16 protein-coding genes and 3 tRNA genes are annotated in these 19,375 nt (G+C 44.9%); 8 read left to right on the top strand and 11 right to left on the bottom strand.

Annotation, left to right across the window (positions count from 1 at the left end):
• Positions 1-275 precede the first annotated feature (275 nt).
• From BM100_RS04595 to rarD, 3 genes are all read left to right on the top strand, one after another.
• Positions 276-857, top strand: a complete 582-nt coding sequence (locus tag BM100_RS04595) for a hypothetical protein (RefSeq protein ID WP_092508382.1) — start codon at positions 276-278, stop codon at positions 855-857.
• 598 nt (positions 858-1,455) lie between these two features.
• Entirely contained in the window at positions 1,456-2,307 is an 852-nt protein-coding gene (locus BM100_RS04600; RefSeq protein ID WP_092508384.1) for a hypothetical protein, read from the top strand.
• Between the two features lie 330 nt (positions 2,308-2,637).
• On the top strand, positions 2,638-3,528 hold the full coding sequence (gene rarD, locus BM100_RS04605) for an EamA family transporter RarD (RefSeq protein WP_092508386.1): 891 nt from the start codon (positions 2,638-2,640) through the stop codon (positions 3,526-3,528).
• Positions 3,529-3,627: 99 nt separating this feature from the next.
• On the opposite strand, the gene corA is transcribed toward rarD, so the two are convergent.
• The 7 genes from corA to lptM form a co-directional block, all read right to left on the bottom strand.
• Complete coding sequence (gene corA / locus BM100_RS04610) at positions 3,628-4,578, bottom strand: magnesium/cobalt transporter CorA (protein ID WP_092508388.1); 951 nt, start codon at positions 4,576-4,578, stop codon at positions 3,628-3,630.
• Between the two features lie 88 nt (positions 4,579-4,666).
• Entirely contained in the window at positions 4,667-6,832 is a 2,166-nt protein-coding gene (uvrD, locus tag BM100_RS04615; protein WP_476756452.1) for a DNA helicase II, read from the bottom strand.
• 70 nt (positions 6,833-6,902) lie between these two features.
• Positions 6,903-7,619 carry a 5-amino-6-(5-phospho-D-ribitylamino)uracil phosphatase YigB gene (gene yigB / locus BM100_RS04620; RefSeq protein WP_092508392.1) on the bottom strand — a complete coding sequence of 239 codons (717 nt, stop codon included), beginning with the start codon at positions 7,617-7,619 and terminating at the stop codon, positions 6,903-6,905.
• Positions 7,619-8,533, bottom strand: a complete 915-nt coding sequence (gene xerC, locus BM100_RS04625; protein ID WP_092508394.1) for a tyrosine recombinase XerC — start codon at positions 8,531-8,533, stop codon at positions 7,619-7,621. The genes yigB and xerC overlap by 1 nt, the downstream gene beginning before the upstream one ends.
• Positions 8,530-9,243 (bottom strand): DUF484 domain-containing protein, encoded by a 714-nt coding sequence (locus BM100_RS04630; RefSeq protein ID WP_244590607.1) that lies wholly within the window; start codon positions 9,241-9,243, stop codon positions 8,530-8,532. Before BM100_RS04630 ends, xerC begins: the two co-directional genes overlap by 4 nt.
• A gap of 48 nt (positions 9,244-9,291) precedes the next feature.
• Positions 9,292-10,116 carry a diaminopimelate epimerase gene (gene dapF / locus BM100_RS04635; RefSeq protein ID WP_092508398.1) on the bottom strand — a complete coding sequence of 275 codons (825 nt, stop codon included), beginning with the start codon at positions 10,114-10,116 and terminating at the stop codon, positions 9,292-9,294.
• Positions 10,117-10,149: 33 nt separating this feature from the next.
• Complete coding sequence (gene lptM / locus BM100_RS04640) at positions 10,150-10,332, bottom strand: LPS translocon maturation chaperone LptM (RefSeq protein WP_092508505.1); 183 nt, start codon at positions 10,330-10,332, stop codon at positions 10,150-10,152.
• Between the two features lie 78 nt (positions 10,333-10,410).
• Here lptM and cyaY point away from each other — a divergent pair, with 78 nt between their 5' ends.
• Complete coding sequence (gene cyaY / locus BM100_RS04645; protein WP_092508400.1) at positions 10,411-10,731, top strand: iron donor protein CyaY; 321 nt, start codon at positions 10,411-10,413, stop codon at positions 10,729-10,731.
• A gap of 93 nt (positions 10,732-10,824) precedes the next feature.
• Here the strand turns inward: cyaY and BM100_RS04650 are convergent, their stop codons facing one another.
• Complete coding sequence (locus tag BM100_RS04650) at positions 10,825-13,425, bottom strand: class I adenylate cyclase (RefSeq protein ID WP_092508402.1); 2,601 nt, start codon at positions 13,423-13,425, stop codon at positions 10,825-10,827.
• Between the two features lie 630 nt (positions 13,426-14,055).
• Between BM100_RS04650 and hemC the strand changes: the two genes are divergently transcribed.
• The 4 genes from hemC to hemY are packed head-to-tail and all read left to right on the top strand — an operon-like array spanning position 14,056 to position 18,168.
• Complete coding sequence (gene hemC / locus BM100_RS04655) at positions 14,056-14,997, top strand: hydroxymethylbilane synthase (protein WP_092508404.1); 942 nt, start codon at positions 14,056-14,058, stop codon at positions 14,995-14,997.
• Complete coding sequence (hemD, locus tag BM100_RS04660) at positions 14,994-15,734, top strand: uroporphyrinogen-III synthase (protein ID WP_092508406.1); 741 nt, start codon at positions 14,994-14,996, stop codon at positions 15,732-15,734. Before hemC ends, hemD begins: the two co-directional genes overlap by 4 nt.
• 20 nt (positions 15,735-15,754) lie before the next feature.
• Positions 15,755-16,960 carry a uroporphyrinogen-III C-methyltransferase gene (gene hemX, locus BM100_RS04665; RefSeq protein ID WP_092508408.1) on the top strand — a complete coding sequence of 402 codons (1,206 nt, stop codon included), beginning with the start codon at positions 15,755-15,757 and terminating at the stop codon, positions 16,958-16,960.
• A 2-nt stretch (positions 16,961-16,962) separates the two neighbouring features.
• Positions 16,963-18,168: a protoheme IX biogenesis protein HemY gene (gene hemY, locus BM100_RS04670; protein ID WP_092508410.1), complete on the top strand. Its 1,206-nt coding sequence runs from the start codon at positions 16,963-16,965 to the stop codon at positions 18,166-18,168.
• 849 nt (positions 18,169-19,017) lie between these two features.
• On the opposite strand, the gene BM100_RS04675 is transcribed toward hemY, so the two are convergent.
• The 3 genes from BM100_RS04675 to BM100_RS04685 form a co-directional block, all read right to left on the bottom strand.
• A tRNA-Pro gene (locus BM100_RS04675) sits at positions 19,018-19,094 on the bottom strand.
• A 28-nt stretch (positions 19,095-19,122) separates the two neighbouring features.
• Positions 19,123-19,209 (bottom strand) — tRNA-Leu (locus BM100_RS04680).
• Positions 19,210-19,224: 15 nt separating this feature from the next.
• Positions 19,225-19,300 (bottom strand) — tRNA-His (locus BM100_RS04685).
• Positions 19,301-19,375: the final 75 nt, after the last annotated feature.

The raw sequence follows: 19,375 nt of genomic DNA on the forward strand, positions 1-19,375 counted from the left end.
GAAGGTGCTGATGGTGAACGTAAAATTTTCTTTTTCTCCTCCCACACACCTTCTCATTTTTCATAGCCTATCATTTTACGCATACTCAATAGAACCAATAAACTTCAGCTGAAGCTAGATTTTCCCTTAGAAAGAATTAAAATCAAAATAGACTATGCTATTTTTAATAGTTTATTTATGAAACTTCATAGCCAATCTAATGAATAAATGTAGCAATTTATAAACCTATAAACCATGATATAAAAGCATATATATTGATAAAGGGGATTAATCAAATGGCTTTTTTAAAAGAAAAAAGATCAAGAAAACCTTACATAAGTGAGCCTATACACTACAAGCTGAACGAGAAACATTTAACAATAGCATTTCGTTGGGATAGTCGGCCTCCAGAAATAATAAATACAGTTGGATTTCAGGGCTCTAATCAAGTTTATTTTAATAAAATTTTTGGGAAAAGAACCGTTTTTTGCGCAGCAGATGAGCAAGGTGCTGACTATTATTTTCAAGAGTTAGAAAATGGCATGTGGCGATATGGTTCATCCATTACATATTATCTATATAAAATCGACTTATCAGGTATACCAACTGTTCCCATTTATGAAAATAGAAATTTAGGTTTTGCGAAACAATTAGCAACCAGAGATCCTAAAATCGAATCATTTATCGAACCGGCGAATAAAGATTATGCTCTTCCAGCTGGTTATATATTAACTCGAGTAAGTAATTATCTCGAACAAGTTGCTGCTAATAGCCATGAAATTCAAATCCTTGGCCCAATCAAACCAGAAAAAATACGTTTCTGTGAATCAAGAACTCTTCGGAGTATAAGAGCGCGAGAACACTATTTGGGTCAATGATTATTCCTTAAAAATCAACTTTAACTGTGTATATGTTGCATTAAACCTGACCACACAGCAGCCATTTATACTTTAAAAAAAATAAAGGATTAAATAAAACACTGACATTTTTGGTTAAAAAGAAACCAATAATCAATTGCATTATGGTGCGTTACAAAGTAATTGAATGAAAATTTATTAATAGTTAAGAGATATTTTTTATCACGCAGTCTAGGTAGCATTTCCTTAAACACTCATAATAGATACCTCTCTTTAAAATAAAACAAAGCTCGCATTGCCTAAACTCAGATCATTTTTTCTCTTTAAAGAAAAAGTTAAATATAACATTTCATCTAAGTGCTCAATAAATTTTGATTTATTATTCATATCTATTAACACCCCGCCATTCTGAGTATATACTGCCTCCATCCATCACACATCGTGCTGTTACAACCCTTCATTGCATATATTCCGTTACACAATATTTCGTTACACAAAACCCATTGCACAACATCCGCCTTAATAACCCTCAATCAGGTAATAGCAAAAACCACAACAATTTGTCTTGCAATGTCATTGATTGAAACGCCAGTCAATAAGCCAGCCGGGAAAAAAAACCATGAGCCCAGGAACTAAAGCAGAACAAGAAATTATGCGTGGAACCCCCGTTTCCGCCGTTGTCTATATCTGGTATCAATGTTCCAGATATCCGGTAGGGCATACCGCTATTTATATTGATGGAGTCCCTCAATGCCCTTGGCAGATTGGTGTTCCGCAAGACTCAACACAGCCACTTCACGCAGCCCCCAGACTTCAACCGCCAAATGCGCCACTCCCAAGAAGAAAGGCATTCTCTCCTGCGTCTTCAAATCCTGAACAAAACCTTCCAATGAACCCTGCCGTTTCAGGAAATAACAGACCGCCCAGCCCTTATAACGTCAGCCCTTATCACGTTACAGAACAAAACGCCCCGTCAACGTCCTCACAGAATAGGTCTGATTTAGCACGAGGCATACAAAGTAAGAATTATATTAGTTTCTATTCCACCGCCTCCAATGTACTGCAAGGGATCTCATACGCAACAGGTACTCTCGTTGATATTAAAGATGATTTTGAGATTCTTCCTCATTTGGAGTATTACCTCATTGATTTAGATATTGAAAGAATGAAGGCTAAAAGAAATGAAATCTATAATGGGAACACCAGAACTTTACTCACGTATCACAGATACCATTTCATCAATAAAAATTGTGCAACGATGGTTGCGAGAGTATTAAAGGCCGGTGGTGTGGAAAGCTTATTAAATCGTATTCAACGAATCGGTTACGCTAAAAATCTCTATTGGACTCCTCACGATATTGCACAATTATGTGATGAGCTAAGAGCTAATGATAAAGCTGTCAAAATCAGAGGGCTGAATTGCCCAGATAAACTTAAATCACCTTTGAGGGCATTATTCGGTTTCAGGTAGATATAAAACATTAAAAAAATTTAACAGTAATTAAAAGTTAGTATTGTGTATTTTTCCGGTTTCCCCCTTACTCGCCGGTTACTTTTTATACACCTTGAAACACGTAAAAATTGAAATGAAACAGAAATAAGAGGGCATGAAGATAGATAACTACTACATTCAAGCGCGGTAACACAGCAAAAAATGCTGTTTTGGTGATTTTGAAAATTTAATTCTTTACTCTTATCTATTAACTACTTGCAAATAATATAACCCAATGCCACATTGTGTAATGTGCATGGGCCAATACTCCCACATATCTTCTTACTTCTCGAAATACTCAAGGATATTATGAATAACCAAAACACGGCCAAAGGTATACTCTATGCCTTGGGGGCTTACCTTATTTGGGGGCTAGCTCCCATTTATTTCAAACAAATACAATATGTGCCACCCGATGAAATAGTCTCGCACCGGGTTATCTGGTCGGTTTTCTTTATGGTTCTGCTATTGACGGTAACCCGTCACTGGCGCCAAGTTTCGGCTGTCCTTAAAAAACCGAAAACCCTGCTGCTGTTAGGTATCACTGCTTTCATGATTGCCAGTAACTGGCTGACTTATATTTGGGCTGTGAATAACAATCATATGTTGGAAGCAAGCCTAGGCTATTTCATTAACCCATTAGTCAGCGTGCTATTTGCTATGCTGTTTCTCGGTGAAAGATTTCGCCTGATGCAATGGGTTGCTGTCGGATTGGCTGTTACAGGTGTACTTATCCAGTTATGGCAGTTTGGATCTATCCCCGTGATTGGCTTGTACTTGGCAACATCGTTTGCACTTTATGCGTTGATCCGCAAAAAACTGGGCATAGATGCACAAACAGGTATGTTGATTGAAACAATCTGGGTATTCCCGGTTGCACTGGTTTATCTGCTGTTTTTCACCCATACCCCAACCAGCAATATGTTAAATAACACGATATCCCTGAATCTGTTATTGGTTGCGGCAGGTATCATTACGACCGTTCCGTTGCTGCTTTTCACCGCAGCGGCCTCCCATCTGCGTTTATCCACGCTGGGATTTTTCCAGTATATGGCCCCTACGCTGATGTTTTTGCTGGCAACTTTGGTATATGGCGAAAAAATTAGGACAGAGCACTTAATAACGTTTGGCTTTATTTGGGCTGCTTTGATCTTCTTTACACTAGATGCGCTTTATACTCAGCGCCGTTTACGCAAATAACACGATTATCCCTCCGCCCATTCATGGGCGGGGATTTCTCTTTATTGAGAGCCGATAAATTAACTTATTCGAAAATCACTGAAGCCAACCGGTTGATGACTACAACCAATTCTTCCGTTTAAAGTAAAGATAGGGGGCTAACCCTGCCGCAATCATTAAACCAATCGCGCCGGGATAACCAAATGTCCAATGTAACTCCGGCATAAATTCGAAGTTCATTCCATAGCTGGAAGCCACCAGCGTTGGAGGCAGGAAGACCACGGAAACAACGGAGAAAATTTTGATAATGCGGCTCTGTTCGATATTAATAAAGCCCATGGCCGCCTGCATCAGGAAGTTCACTTTCTGGAACAGAGATTCGTTATGCGGCAACAAAGATTCAATATCCCGCAAAATCTCACGTGCCTGTTCTAACTGATTGGCCGGCAATCGGGCACGGCGCACAAGGAAATTCAGCGCCCGTTGGCTATCCATCAAGCACAAACGGACTTTCCAACCGATATCTTCCTGTTCAGCAAGATTGGATAACGCGGTATCGAATTCATCACCCTGCTTGCCTTCCATAATGACCCGGCTCAGGGATTCCAGCACGCTGTAAATATTTTCAATGACGTCAGCCAACTGTTCGATTTTTGTTTCGAACAAGTCCAGTAACAGTTCATACGCATTCCCGTCAACCATAGTCTGGTTACGGGCGCGCATTCGGTACAATCGAAACGCAGGGAGTTCACGCTCTCGCAATGTGTAGAGACGACCGTCACGAATAGTAAATGCCACGGTCGAGTTGCCAGCATGGTCTTCGGCATCTTCAAAATAGAAGAATGAGTGGACGTGCATACCGTCTTCATCTTCAAAAAAACGTGCCGATGCCTCAATGTCATCCAATTCAGTGCGGGTTGCCAGAACTTGCCCAAGCTCATTTTGAACACGGAGGCGATCATTGTCCCCCAGCCCAACTAAATCTACCCACATGGAATCAGATAACTTATCACCTTCTTCAAGTTCAAGACGGAGCAGGCGATTATTCTCTAGTTTAAATACGTTCAGCATGTACCATAAGTCTCCTTATACTCCCTACGATTATCGTAAGGCGCGAATGTTACGCTCACAGGAAAAAGCCTGTCAACATTCGACCGGATTATTGGCCAGTTTCAAGTCTAGCGTAAGCGGCTACCAGCCATTTGATGCCTTCGCCCTGAAACGCTATCTGCAAACGGCAGTGCTCCTGACTGCCCTCTATATTGATAATGGTTCCCTCGCCGAACTTAGGATGGCGGACACGCTGACCAAGTGCATAACCGCTATCGTTGGCGCTAATGGGGGTTCCCAAGCGTTTATGGTTAACCGGACGGGACACTGTCGCCCGCAGGCGAACTTCAGCCACACATTCCGTCGGCAGTTCGCCAATAAAACGAGATGGACGATGATACACTTCCTTGCCATATAAGCGACGACTTTCGGCATAAGTCAGTGTCAATTTTTCCATCGCACGTGTCACACCCACATAGGCCAAGCGACGTTCTTCTTCCAGCCTTCCACCTTCGTCAATGGTTCTCTGGCTCGGGAACATTCCCTCTTCCATGCCCACAATAAAGACTTGCGGGAATTCCAGACCCTTAGCCGAATGCAATGTCATGAGCTGTACTGCATCCTGATAAGCATCTGCCTGCCCTTCTCCTGATTCAAGGGCGGCATGGGAAAGGAAAGCTTGCAGCGGCAGCAAATTTTCGTCTTCATCCTGATAGCTGAATTGACGGGTTGCCGTGACCAATTCTTCAAGGTTTTCTATACGAGCCTGCGCTTTTTCACCTTTTTCCTGCTGGTACATCGCCCATAGGCCGGAATCACGGATAATGCGATCCGTTTGCACATGCATTGGCATATCCTGCGTTTCGGTATCCAGCGCTTCGATCAATTCAATGAAACGCTGCAATGCTGATGCGGCACGCCCTGCCAACACTTTTTCCTGAATCAATAACAGGCTGCTTTCCCATAAGGTTTTTTGCTGATCACGCGCCATTTGACGCACAACATCCAGTGTTCTGTCACCAATGCCACGTGTCGGTGTATTCACAACACGTTCAAAGGCCGTATCATCATTCCGGTTCACCACCAAACGCAGGTAGGATAAAGCATCCTTGATTTCCTGCCGTTCGAAGAAGCGCTGACCACCGTAAATACGGTAAGGAATTGACATCTGCAACAAGGCTTCTTCCAGAACACGGGACTGGGCATTGCTGCGGTACAAGATTGCACACTCTTTCAAAGCGCCGCCATTGTCCAGCCAATGCTTGATCCGGCCTACAACATAACGCGATTCATCCAGTTCATTGAAAGCGCAGTAAAGTGAAATCGGCTCGCCTTCACTTCCTTCTGTCCATAAGTTTTTGCCCAAGCGATCACTGTTGTGAGCGATTAAGGCGTTGGCTGCTTTCAAGATATTGCCCGTGGAGCGATAATTTTGCTCCAGGCGGATTGTCTCGGCGCCAGGAAAGTCCTTGAGGAAGCGCTGGATATTTTCTACCTGCGCACCACGCCAGCCATAAATTGACTGATCGTCATCCCCAACGATCATGACCTTGCCGCTGTCGCCTGCCAACAAGCGGATCCAAGCATATTGGACACTGTTGGTATCCTGGAATTCATCTACCAAAATATTAGTAAAACGTTCGCGATAATGCTGCAAAATCTGCGGCTTGTTCAACCAGAGTTCATGGGCGCGCAACAATAATTCGGCAAAATCCACCAATCCTGCGCGATCACAGGCTTCTTGATAGGCTTGATAGACTTTCAGCCATATTGCTTCCACTGGATTGCCGTAACTTTCAATGTGCTGTGGGCGCAAGCCTTCATCTTTTTTACCGTTGATGTACCACATGCCCTGACGGGCCGGCCACTGTTTGTCATCCAAATTCATGGCCTTGATGATGCGCTTGATGAGGCGATGCTGATCTTCACTGTCAAGGATCTGGAAATCCTGTGGCAGATTGGCATCCAAATGATGTGCGCGCAGCAAGCGGTGAGCAAGGCTATGGAAAGTGCCAATCCACATTCCTCCCTGACTCGTACCAATCAGGCTTTCAATGCGGTGACGCATTTCCGCCGCCGCTTTATTGGTGAAGGTTACGGCCATGATGGAGAAAGGTGATGTATTTTCAACTGACAGTAACCAAGCTATCCGGTGAACCAATACGCGTGTTTTACCGCTGCCAGCTCCGGCCAGCACCAGCATATTAGTACGGGATGCCGCGACGGCTTCTCGTTGTTTATCATTCAGGCTTTCGAGCAGATAAGAGACGTCCATAATTACCATCAGTTGTGTGAGAAACACTGTTTTTTGAACAGTGTTTTTTTATACAGATCGCAATCTGAAATTATATCAGTGCTATCAAAGAAGCCAAATCAGAAATCTCGACATGTGGAACCAAGCGCCCTTCCGGCTCCTGCATCAGTACTTTGTTTTCAAGATTGATCCAACAAGCCTGCATTCCGCTGCAAAGTGCGCCTTCTACGTCCGTTTTCAGGTTATCCCCGATGTGCAGAATTTGATTTATCGGGAGATTCAGCCGTTCTGCCGCCAACCGGTACATATCCGGATAGGGCTTAGAACGCCCATCTACACCCGCTTTCAACACAAATTTGAAATAAGGGGCAAGCCCGCATGCCTCAGGTTCGGCGTTTCCATTGGTAATGGCTACCAACGGGATGTTTTCTGCCAGCACAGACAACGTGCTGTGGGTTGATTCAGGGATCGTAATTTGATTGCGCCAATACATAAAGCAAGACATGATTTCATCCGTGCCTCGCATAGTTTCTTCATTGCTGAAACCATGATGGCTAAACATAAGCTCTGCGGATTGCCTGCGCCATGAGGTAACGTCATGATAGATGTCCGGCTCCCGCTCAAGAATAGCCTGACGGTATAAATGCAGGTCTTCACGTTCAAATTGACTGAATCGGCTATCGTACTGCCTGATAAAACACAACACTTCTTTTTCGGTTTTATCGATCACAGGATGATTGTCGTAAAGCGTATCATCCAGATCGAATGTCATCGCTGCAAACGGCGCGAGAGGCCGATAAAAACGCATTATGATTTCCCTCGTTTGGCTCTGGGGTGGGCCACATCATAAACTTTGGTCAAGTGCTGAAAATCCAAATGCGTATAGATCTGGGTCGTTGACAGGTTTGCATGACCAAGCAGCTCCTGCACAGCACGCAGATCACCACTGGATTCCAGAATATGCGTGGCAAAAGAGTGGCGCAATTTATGGGGATTGATATGGCTGTTCACACCTTGCCGGATCCCCCATTGTTCAAATCGTTTCTGCACGTTGCGGGCAGAAATCCGCTTCCCGCTCTTGGACGAAATGAAAATCGCATCATTTTCCGGCTCAAACAACTCCCGCATTTCCAGCCAACGCTGAAGCCACTCCTGTGCCATGCGGCCAAATGGAACTTTACGCTCTTTGCTGCCCTTGCCGTGAACCCAAACTTCCCCTGCATCCAGATCCAAATGGCGACAATCAAGGCCAACCAGCTCAGACAAGCGTAACCCCGCACCATACATAACTTCCAGCATGGTTCTGTCACGGACTGACAGCGGATCATTCAAATTGATGTTGAGGAGTTGGTTAACTTCATCCACATCTATGTTTTTGGGCAAATGGCGTTTCTTGCGGGGAGCGCTGACCGTTTTCGCGGGATTGGCTTCCAATTTCCCCTGCATGACCATCCAATCAAGGAAGCTGCGCAAAGAAGAAAGGCGCAGGGCAAGGCTGGCAGATCCCAATCCTGCCCGACGGCTACGGGAAGCAAACATTCTTACTTTAGCCGGATCAAGCCCCTGCCATTCACGCACGCCCATCTCCAGTGACATCTGCGCCAAAACAGCCAGATGGTGCCGATAGTTGGTGATAGTGGCGGGACTTAAGCGCCGTTCAACCCGCAAGTAATGCAGAAACGCCTCTACCGGCTCCAGAAGAAGATCGTTCGGCTGAGTCATGCGCGTTCAATCCAACGGGACAATAATCCCGGCAGCAATTTAGCCAGATGATCGAGAAGATCCGTTCCCATGCCATCGTGATAGTGTTTCTTATCATGGCTGTTGAAAATCATCATGCCCAAATCACTCTGTGGCCCTAAAAGGGAAATGGCTACCGAGCCGACATGGCGCGCCTGCGGCATCAGCAATAGAATTTCCGGGCCATGCAATGAACCAAGGTAATGGTTTCTATTGCCAAAAAGCTTAATGCGGACAGGCTCAAAAGTATGGCGGGAAATGGCCAGCTCTGGCGCATTCAAGGGAGCGCCAAGATGCCATTTCTCACTGAATAGCCGGATATAGCAATTGCTTAGCCCAAATGTTTTTGCCCATGAGCTCAAGCGGGAAAGTAAATCTTGTAAACTCTTCGCACTGGAGAGATCGGTGAATAACTGTAACAAGCGGCTAAACAGGACTTCATTTTGTTTGGCCTGCTCCATTAACTGAACCATATCATCTTCCAGATAACGAATGCGTTTCCTTTGGCGGTTCATGTGCCATTCCACCAAGGAAACACTTTCTCTTACCGGATGAGGTATCCGTACCCTCTCGACCATATTGGCATTGCGGATAAAAAAATCTGGATTATTCAATAAATAATCGACTACCGCTTGCTCATCCTGTCTTTTCAGCTCACTTTCGATGTGCAATGGTTCGTCTTTTCCACTCATTTTCCCATGCCCCATATTTCAAGAATGACTCAATGAAAACTGAATCAATCACAAATGAATCGTACCGTCATATACGTGGGTTGCAGGCCCTGTCATAAAGAGTGGCGTTCCCGGCCCGGCCCAGCGAATGAACAAAGAACCGCCCGGTAGATCGACCCTTACCTGACTGTCCAGTAAATTTTGCTGAATACCTACGGCCACTGCCGCACATGCCCCACTGCCGCATGCCCGTGTTTCACCGGCTCCACGCTCAAAAACACGCAGCCGAATATGGCCGCGATTCACAATCTGCATAAAACCGACATTCACTCGTTCAGGAAAACGCTCATGGCTTTCCAGCACAGGCCCCAGCACTTCAACTTCGGCAGTATCCACATCCTCAACCTGTATGACACAATGAGGATTACCCATTCCCACTACGCCACAAAGTACTGTGCGCTCAGCAACCCGGATAATATAAGTTTTCTCGGCCTTATTGGCACGAAAAGGGATATGTTGCGGTTCAAAGTCCGGTTCTCCCATGTTGACACAAACTTGGTTATCATTTGTGACACTCAATACCATACGGCCAGCTTGCGTGCTGACTTTAATATCCCGTTTATTTGTCAGCCCCTTGAGACGGACAAACTGGGCAAAACAACGAGCGCCATTCCCACATTGAGAAACCTCGCTGCCATCAGAATTAAAAATGCGATAGTGGAAGTCTAGGTCAGGATCATAGGGAGCTTCAACAACCAGAAGTTGGTCAAAACCTATCCCAGTATTTCTATCGGCCAGACGGCAGATTAACTCTGGAGAAAAATAAACATTCTGGGTTACAGCATCAACAACCATGAAGTCATTGCCAAGACCGTGCATTTTGGAGAATTGCATATACACCCCAAGAGAAATCACATTACCGACTCATTATTGTTGAACTTCGACAGACTGCTGGGTATCCGCTGGCAATGCCTTATATGTGTTGTTCATATCTGCCTTGCCCGCTAAAGACTGTGTTGCTGGCGGAAAATATAAAGGCCCTTTCAAGCCACAACCAGCCAAAGAGAGTAATGCTATGATAGTCAATGACCAACGGAGTTGTTTTTTCATCATATTAATGCCTGTGATTCATGCGCCAATACTCTCTATAATCGCAGCTAGGCCCTGAAAAGCAAATAGGAAATAAACATGAACGATAGCGAATTCCATCAATTGGCAGATCAATTGATGCTTCATCTTGAAGAAGAACTAGATAATTATGATGGGGATGCAGATATTGACTGTGAAACAAACGGCGGTGTGATGACGCTCAGTTTTGAAAACGGCAGTAAAATCATTATCAACCGACAAGAACCTTTCCACCAAATCTGGCTTGCAACCAAAAATGGCGGTTACCATTTTGACTATCGCGATAGCCAATGGGTTTGCGACCGCAGCGGAGATGATTTTCTCTCTATACTGGCCCAAGGGATCGCTGAGCAAAGCGGTGAGCCATTCCAGTTTTCATGATGTTCTTTCTGTCCCTCGCCCACACCGGGCGAGGTTTCATGGCTATCCCAGCATCGTTAAAACTGACGCAATTACTGTATCAATTCTTCAGCATCAGTAATGATACAAAGAGCGGTAAGGATCATGCGACTGACACGTTCCCTCAAGGCGTTCCTCAATATCAAGCCTTGCATTGCTCGTTTCCATATCATCCACAGGAAACGAACCATCGACAAAAGGAGCGACATGGGTACGCTCACCTTTCTTAATAATCTGGTAGAACTGAGGCAAGTTGAAATTGATAAAGCTGGAACCATAGGTAAAACGATCATGGGATGAAGAGTAAAAACGGCTGATATCACGCACCAGCTCTTCTCTGCTCCCTTCACAATGCGAATAAATTTCTACCCGATTGGATTCGTCAAGGATATAGATATTAAACCCTTGTTTATTCTCAATGTCTTCGAAAAAAAACTGGATGATCCCTTCACAGGCAAACCCGTCTATCACAGGGGGTAGGAGTTTTTCTTTGTTATCAATCTTAACGGGCAAGCCATGCAGTTTCGTATTGGAGATCGCACCATAAAACTCCACCGCATTTTCCAATTTTTGTACCGAAACGTTTAACCGCTCGAAGAACAATCCCCACGTTTGCCCTGAAATGCGCAATGCTTTAAAGCGGTTGGGATCTTGACGATTACTGGAAAGGCGCAATTCAATACATTCGGAAACCAATTGCTGGATGCGGGTACAGATCAAACCACGCAGATGCTTGCTATAACAAAATACTTCAACGTCCGATGGAGGTGCCGCATCCCGATGCATTTTGCCCAAGATGGTTTTCAAGGCTTCCAATACCGATTGTTCACCGCTGAAATGCAGAGTTCTCACTTCATTCCAAGAGTTGCGGTAAAGCAGATCAATGCTGCCCACCAAACATTTCTGGGACTCGCCAAAGCTGAAGACATTCATTTTTTTGAAGTCAAAATGAACAATTTGATTGGAGAATGCCGTTGTCGGATCTTTTTCCAGATTGACGATTATCGCCAAGTGGCGAATTTCACAAGGGCTATATAACGCTTTGGGTGTGGGTGCCGGTAAACGGATCGGGAAATGCGTGGCAATATCATTCACCAAATCACACAGTTTCTCCCTGTCACACTGGGATTCCCCATAATGCATGTGGATCCGGGTTTCTTTCGTTAATAGCCCGTTGAAATATGTCCAGGAAACTAATTTATTCAAATAACGGTTATATTCCAGCGGTTGATGGCCGATGATCGATTCTATCGTTGGTGCCTGATTATACAGATACCAGCCGCTGCGGTTCACGCGCCCCGGAGGAACGTAAATGAAAGTCAAATCTTGTTCTGACAGATCCGGCGATATCTGAGGATTCACCAATGTCACTTTGCCGGGCAGCGCTTCAAAAGCTGCATACAGTTTACGGGTCAATACGCCAATATCTTGCGGGCTGGCACTGACACTCAAGTTATTGCGGCGGGCAAAGCGGATTAAGTTGCGGTAACTTTGCATCATGGTGTCGAGCAATTCATTATGGGCTTCACGCACCTGCTCAATTTTCCACGAATTGCGGTTATCCAGCATGGCTAATTTGTGCTCGTCCCAGCCCCATTCATGCACCAATTGAGACATCACCTGACGACGCCATCCGGTACAGCCTTTATCACCACGGCTTTCCATCAACTTTTCACACACCTTCAGATAAAAACAGCGGCGCGCCAAATCCAGTCGTGTGTGGTCGTTCGTGGCAGTCAGGTAGCGGGTTACACGCTCCAGCATCATGCTATAGGCATCAAGCCCAAAAGAAACAATCGCACCGTCATGAAAATATTGTTTCATTTCCAGTGCCAAAAGTTTGCCATTGGGGTATTCCCATGAATAGGCTTCCAACAACAAACTTTTCAATACCGCTTTATAAGGGGAGTCCACACTTTTATAAAGCTGCCAAAGGCTCGCGCCAAAATATTCTTCTGCCGACAACTCACCCAATCCCCCAAGATCCAGCCATTCATTGGGCGTCAGAACGCCTTGGGCATAGAGGGAAAGGACATATTCGTCATAATGCGCTTCTTCTTCTACCGGAACCATCGTCCACAACAGACGTTTGCCGGCCATACAGACCGCAGTACGGTAAAATTCATCAAGCAGAAGAATATGCTGGGTAGAACCACAATCTTCACCGTTCAGCCGACCACTGGCGTGGTGCCGAAAACGGTTTTCATCTATCAGAAAAAAAGTGACTTCAATCCCCAGAGACGCTGCCCATTGTTCTATCAGGGAGCATTTCTTTTCCAGTAACGCTTTCTCATCGTTATCTAGCCAGGATTGGTGGCAAACCCAAACATCGACGTCTGAAGAGCAACTCTGCCCTATTGAAGAGGTGCTACCCATTGAATAAATTCCCGTGATCGGCAATTCCCCATTGGGTGCATGTGTCAAAGCACCAGCAAGCTGGCTACCTAAATCATTAATCCAAAACTGTTGCGATTCGTCAGGTGAAAAAAAGCAAACTCCATGAGGAACATCGCTTTTGATATAACCCGGCATCATTGGATGATGATAATGTAATAATACTGGAATTAAATTATAAACTTGCTTAAAAGCGGCACTCATTGAGTTCGTTGCGCGCTCTAATCTGAGTTGATTAATTGCATCCAGTCGCTGCTTCAGCGTTTCAATATAGAGATACAAGAGTTTCGCCTGATATCTGTTCCAGTGCCCACAGTGGTCCCCTGTTTCTGACAATTCATGGCATGGCAATGTTATTTGAAATTATTTTTACAAACTTATTGTCGGAAACGTGATCAATTTAACACCTTGCGATCAAAGCGTAAAGTCCGCAATATCATTTTTTCGCTTCCTATGCAATAGGAAAACTGCAATTAACTCATTGTAAAGTATTAAGTTAATCACGAAATAGAGACAGAAATAAGCCTTGTTAGAATAAGTATTATAGTTGGTTATTTTTTCATACAGTTGATGTAAGGTATTGTAAATCATCAACCTTCTATAACTATTTCATCTAATCGTATTTTTTATTGTTAAATATCTTCTGTCGCTTTTTATCATTAAGTTAAATTAAAAATATCAATTTGCTTTTAAATCAATCTGTTTGTTTATTTTAACTATTTAAATAAAATATAATTTTAATTATTAAAATTATTTTTACCTTATAAGCTGTATATCCATATACTATTTTGTTTTTTCCTCCATTTTCGTAACTGGAAAAAAAATCATTGAAATGTTAAAACTGATTCTATTTTCTCACTAATTAGTGACTAACTGGTGGCTGAAAATCCGCCGTAATCAATATAGTTATCCATGACAATGAAAACCATTCGCATCGCTACCCGCCAAAGTCCACTGGCGATGTGGCAAGCCCAGTATGTTCAAAAGCAACTTGAGCACTTTCACCCAGAACTGCATGTTGAATTAGTTCCAATGGTTACACGTGGCGATGTTATTCTCGACACTCCGTTAGCCAAGGTCGGAGGTAAGGGGCTTTTCGTCAAAGAGCTGGAACTGGCCCTCCTTGAAAAACGGGCAGATATTGCCGTTCACTCCATGAAAGATGTTCCTGTTGAATTTCCCGACGGTTTGGGGTTGGTCACAATCTGTGAACGGGAGGATCCACGGGATGCTTTTGTTTCAGTAGAATACGCCTCTCTTGATGAACTGCCCGCAGGCAGCGTTGTCGGTACATCCAGTTTGCGCCGCCAATGCCAAATCCGTCAGTTGCGCCCTGATTTGGTGATCCGTGATTTGCGCGGCAATGTCGGTACTCGCCTGAACAAACTCGATAACGGCGATTATGATGCCATTATTCTTGCCGCCGCGGGGCTGAAGAGATTGGGGTTGGAAGAGCGTATTCGGATGCCATTGCCGCCAGAATTATTATTGCCGGCAGTCGGCCAAGGTGCTGTCGGGATTGAATGCCGGCTGGATGACAAACAAACCCGTGAGCTTCTGGCACCGCTGAATCACGCCAGAACAGAGACTTGCGTTCTGGCGGAACGCGCCATGAACACGCGTCTTGAAGGCGGTTGCCAAGTGCCAATCGGCAGTTATGCAATCTGGCAAGAAGATAAAATATGGTTACGCGCACTGGTTGGCGCCCCTGATGGCAAAGTCATCGTGCGTGGAGAAAGAGTGGTATCACCAGAAAATGCCCGTCAATCCGGTATCGAATTGGCTGAGGAGTTATTAGAAAAAGGCGCACGCCAGATCTTGGCCTGCGTATATCAGAGGAATCCACCTGAATGAGCATTCTGATCACCCGCCCTGCCCCCGCAGGAGAGGATTTGGTCAAGCGATTGCAGGCGGTGGGAAAAACCGCCTTCAACGCGCCTCTCATCGAAATTCATCCGGGGGCAGACCTGCCATTGTTGTCACAAAAGATGCAATGTCTGTCTGCGGGGGATCTGGTTTTTCTGTTATCGAAAAACGCTGTTCTTTATGCCGATAAACAACTGGTTCAAGAAGGTCAATCGTGGCCTGATGAGCTATCTTATTATGGTATCGGCAAATCAACTTCTCTGCTGTTTCAGCAACAGGCCGGGCTGGAAATTGCCTGGTCTGAGCAAGGCGAAACCAGTGAAGAGTTATTGCAACTTCCCGCTCTACAACAAATGAACAATAAACGGATCTTATTGCTTCGGGGCAATGGTGGCCGTGAAGTTATTGCTTCTACATTAAGAATGCGTGGGGGTGAAGTGGATTACTGTGAATGTTATTCACGACAGCCAGTAAAATATCATGCGGTCGATTTTAGTCGTCACTGGCAACAGCATGGTATTAAAACCATCGTTGTAACGAGTGGCGAAATGCTGCAACTGTTATATAACTTAGTAACTGACAGCGATGGAAAAGCGTGGTTATTGGGTTGCTGCCTGATTGTGGTCAGCGAACGCCTTGCCAATATTGCCCGGACATTGGGCTGGCAAGTGATAAAAGTAGCCAAAAGTGCAGACAATGACGCCTTAATGCAGGCACTGGAATAAACCAATATGGGATGTCCATTATGACGGAACAAAAGCAATCCACCGATGCGGTTGAGATATCACACCCTCAGCAGCCTGAAACAACGCCTTCCCATCAACCTAAACGCTATGGATGGATGGGCAATGTGCTTTCAATCGCCATTTCACTGGCAGTAGGTGCTGGCGGTCTTTATATTTATTATCACAATAAACAGCAGAATACGGCCCTGAATGCTGAGAAAACGACTCTCCAGCAACAAATTGCTTCTCTGACCCAACAACAGTCCGCCGATAAACAGGACTTTGATGAACAGCTCAAAAAGCTACAGGCATCGTTAGAAAAAGCTGAATCACAAAAACAACAGCTGGATGAAAACCTGACTGTGCTGCGGGATCGGGTTGCGGCACTTTCGAGCACAGATATCGAAAATTGGCGTCTGGCACAGGCAAGCTCTTTGGCTACAATGGCAGGCCGTAAAATATGGAGTGATCAAGATATCCCCACGGCAATCGCCTTGCTGAAAGATGCCGACCATAACCTGGCTGAAATGAATGATCCCAGCCTGCTTTACGCCCGCAATGCAATCAATACAGATATTATTGCTCTGACTAAAATCAAGCAGATTGATTTAGATGGCATTATTCTGATGTTGAATAATCTATCCAACCAAGTCGATGACTTGCATTTGGCAGATAAAATGGAAAAAGCGGCGCCAACGGCTGAGAACGAACGTGAAATTACGTCTTCTCTCTCTGACTGGCAAGAAAACCTAAGCAATAGCTGGTCCAGCTTTATGGATAATTTTATTACCATCACGCCCCGGGATAACAGCAAAGAGCCGTTGCTGGCACCTAATCAGAATATCTATTTGCGTGAGAATATCCGCTCCAAACTGCTCATCGCCGCACAGGCTGTTCCGCGTCACCAAACGAAGATTTACAAGGACGCTCTGGAACAGGTCGACAAATGGGTCAATGCCTATTTTGATACCTCAACTCCGGAAGCCGCAGCCTTCTTAGAAAATGTGAATTCACTGGCAAAGCGCCCGCTTTCTATTGATGTTCCGGAACAACTGAGTAGCCAGCCAATACTGGCAGATCTGGTGCGTAAGCGTATCTATAATTTACCGCCGTCCCAAACCGGCGCCCAATCCAAAACGAATCCCAAAGACCAGCCAGAAATACCATCTCAGCCAACCCCCGCATCTGCATCTGATCAAGCAGAAACACTGATTGAGGAGAGCTGAGCATGCTGAAAATTCTATTATTGTTCATTGTCCTTATCGCCGGCATTGTGCTTGGCCCGGTGCTGTCTGGACACCAAGGGTATGTTTTGATCCAGACGGACAGTAAAAATATCACCACAAGCATAACTGGCTTGGTGATTATGTTCCTCCTGTTGCAATTCCTGCTCATTTTTATCGGTTGGTGTTACCGTCGGTTAAAAAGCACCAGCACATCGACTCATAGCTGGCTTTTTGGCGGGTATAAGCGCAACCGTGCACGCTCGCAAACCAAGCAGGCACTGCTGAAACTGGCAGAAGGTGATTTCAAGCAAGTTGAGCGCCTGATAACCCGCAATATTGACCATGCGGAATCCCCTGTCGTCAACTATTTGCTGGCAGCAGAAGCCGCCCAGCAACGTGGTGATTACCGCCGCACTAACCAATACATTGAACATGCCGCTGAAGTTGCCGATAAGGATCAACTGCCAGTGGATATCACCCGTGTACGTCTCCAGTTGGCGCAGGGTGAAATCAATGCCGCACGCGCTGGCGTGGATAATTTGCTGAATAACGCCCCTCGCCATCCAGAAGTCTTGCGGTTGGCTGAACAGGCTTACTCACAATCTGGCGCTTATTCATCCCTGATTGATATCCTGCCGTCAATGATGAAAGCCAAGCTGTACAGCGAGGAAAAAATTCATAAATTGCAGCAACAAGCCTACATCGGGTTAATGAATCAAATCATGGCAGAAAAAGGCTGCGCGGGGCTGAAAACCTGGTGGAAAGATCAAAACCGAAAAATTCGCCATGCTATCGCACTGCAAGTTTCCATGGCCGAGCATTTGATTGAGTGCAACGATCAAGAACCCGCCCAGCAGATCATTCTGGACGGATTAAAACAGCAATATGACGAACGTCTTCTGCTATTAATTCCACGCCTTAAAACAAACAATGCCGACGCTGTGCAAAAAGCGCTGACTCATTTGTTAAATCAACATGGCGCAACACCTTTGCTCAACAGCACAATGGGGCAAGTTGCTTTGCATCGTGGTGAGTGGGCAAATGCAGAAACCGCTTTTAAGGCTGCGCTGGCGCAACGGCCCGATGCCCATGATTATGCATGGCTTGCCGATGCCCTCGATAAATTGCAGAAACGTGACGAAGCATCCCAAACACGCAACACAGGCTTTATGCTGACTTTAAAGCGTGATAGTGACATCAAAGCGTAACTATCTGCCCTGCTGTTGTTTTGGTTGGTGGGATTAAGTGCATATGCCGGATAAATGCCAAATTACTGCACTTATATATCCAGACAATGCATCTCCGGTTACATGGATAGCAGTTTGATCAACAGATTGCCATGTTACCGGGGAATGTCAGGCAACCTGAAATGAGTGGCAGCAGGCAAAAAAAAAAACACCTATCGAAAAAGACAGGTGTATAAATACAATCAGGTTTACAGACGGATAGTGCCTCACTCAACGTTGTGTCCGGTTTGTGATGAAAAACAGTGATGCTTACTCATCTATAACGTGGACCATAGGCACTGACAATCAGCTCTACATCATCCCGAGGTTTATGAAGCCAAATGCTGTCATAAGGAGTGGGATGAGCATCTACAATTCCTATTATGCATTTAGCGTGCCAACTTTTTCCATGTTGAATAAATTCCCTTTATCTCAGAAGTCGCTGACTTTCTATAATCAGCCTTTCAGTTTTCACAAGAAAACATCAAAAACACCGTCTCCCATTTGAGACGCTATTCAAGTTGCTTTAATTTAATCGTTTAAAATCAATTTATTGTGCGTCTCCTATTTGAGACATCAAAGATATGGTTTGTCGTTAAAACGCAACATCTATGAAAAAATAGCTTTTAAAACATTTAGTTAACACTTAAGCAAAAGTCGCGGAGAGAGTTTTTATCTCAAGCCGGTTATAGAGAAATCAAACAGAAATAAAATAGAAAAATGCTTTGCAGAAGGTGGAAAAGAAAGAAAAAAGAAGAAGAAAGAGAGAAACCAGAAAAAAGAAAAAGCGAAAAGAAAAAGCCCCGCGATATGCGGGGCTTTCTCAGAATCTGGTCGGCGAGAGAGGATTCGAACCTCCGACCCACTGGTCCCAAACCAGTTGCGCTACCAAGCTGCGCTACTCGCCGAAATATGACTGTTTAACATCTTTTTTTATGGTGCGAAGGGGGGGACTTGAACCCCCACGTCCGTAAGAACACTAACACCTGAAGCTAGCGCGTCTACCAATTCCGCCACCCTCGCGTTTCATAAAAAAGATGGGGTGGCTAACGAGACTCGAACTCGCGACGACTGGAATCACAATCCAGGGCTCTACCAACTGAGCTATAGCCACCATAACAGCTTTTTACGTACTACTTTTCTTACTGCTTACAATAAGAGTTACAACAACATCCAACCACGATAACCC

Source organism: Xenorhabdus mauleonii, from assembly GCF_900113945.1.
GTDB lineage: Bacteria > Pseudomonadota > Gammaproteobacteria > Enterobacterales > Enterobacteriaceae > Xenorhabdus > Xenorhabdus mauleonii.